A 984-nucleotide genomic window follows, 5' to 3' on the forward strand; every position below is an offset into this window, starting at 1 on the left:
TGCGTGTTTTCGACTTAACGCCCCGATAATCAAGCAGAACGCTCGAAAAAAGAGGTGATTTTTATTGCGTGACCCACGCGGCCGTGCGCGCCCTTTAGCATTTGGCAATTGCCAAACGAGCAATTTTGAGGAATATATGAACGGGGGGTATAAACGCAAAAAGGGCCCTGGCAATAGTGCCAGGGCCCTTTTTGATGATTTGAAACTGGCAATTGCCAATTGCTGATTGGCAATTGCCAGTTGGCCTACCAGGTAGGGCTAGCCGCGGCCCAGGAAGTACACCGGCTCGTGCACCTGCACCTGGCCAAAGAGGTGGCCATACTTGCGGTAGACGATGTTGTCGAAGCAGTCGCTCAGGTGGGTCGCCCGCTCCTGATCGATGCTACTCTTCTCGCTCTTCTTGTTCTTAGTCCAGTCGGGATTGATGGGCGACTGTTGAATACTAATGATCAGGTACTGGCACTTGTTGCGGTTGAAGCGCAGCACGGGCAGGCGGGGGTTGTTCTCGGCCAGCAGCTCATTGATGGCGATGTGCTTGAGGCGGTGGTCGGGGTCGAGGCCCTGCACCATGAGCACCGACGTCCACCCAGCGGCGGCTAACTGCTGCTGGATGGTTTGGTAGAAGGTGAGGCTGCTGCCCACCTGCTTGTTGTTGCCGTTGCGGTCGCCATAAATCACCACGTGCTTGCGCTGATGGCTCTTGTAGGTAGCGCAGAACTTCGTTACCAGCGCATCGAGCACCGTGGTAGCGCTCTGCTTGACCCACAAGGCATCCAGGCAGCGAAACTCCTGGCCGTTCTCCTGGCACACGATAACCGAGGTGAAGGCCGCGTTGAAGTCAAACGATAGCTCCAACTCCCGCCCTGGGTCGCGGTCGCTGTCGAGGGGCAGCGTGAGCCCCGTCTGCTCATCGTGCACATAGGTGTAGGTTTTCCAGACCCCGTGCTTCTCGACATTGAAGCTGGGATAGAAGGAGTTGGGCAG

At 56.7% G+C, this 984-nt stretch carries 1 pseudogene; it reads right to left on the reverse strand.

Annotated features, from left to right (window positions below):
* Positions 1-258: 258 nt before the first annotated feature.
* A pseudogene (locus tag GO988_RS23950) lies at positions 259-984 on the reverse strand (hypothetical protein); the annotation flags it as partial.

The sequence above is a fragment of the Hymenobacter ginkgonis genome, from assembly GCF_009755225.1.
Taxonomy (GTDB): Bacteria; Bacteroidota; Bacteroidia; order Cytophagales; family Hymenobacteraceae; genus Hymenobacter; species Hymenobacter ginkgonis.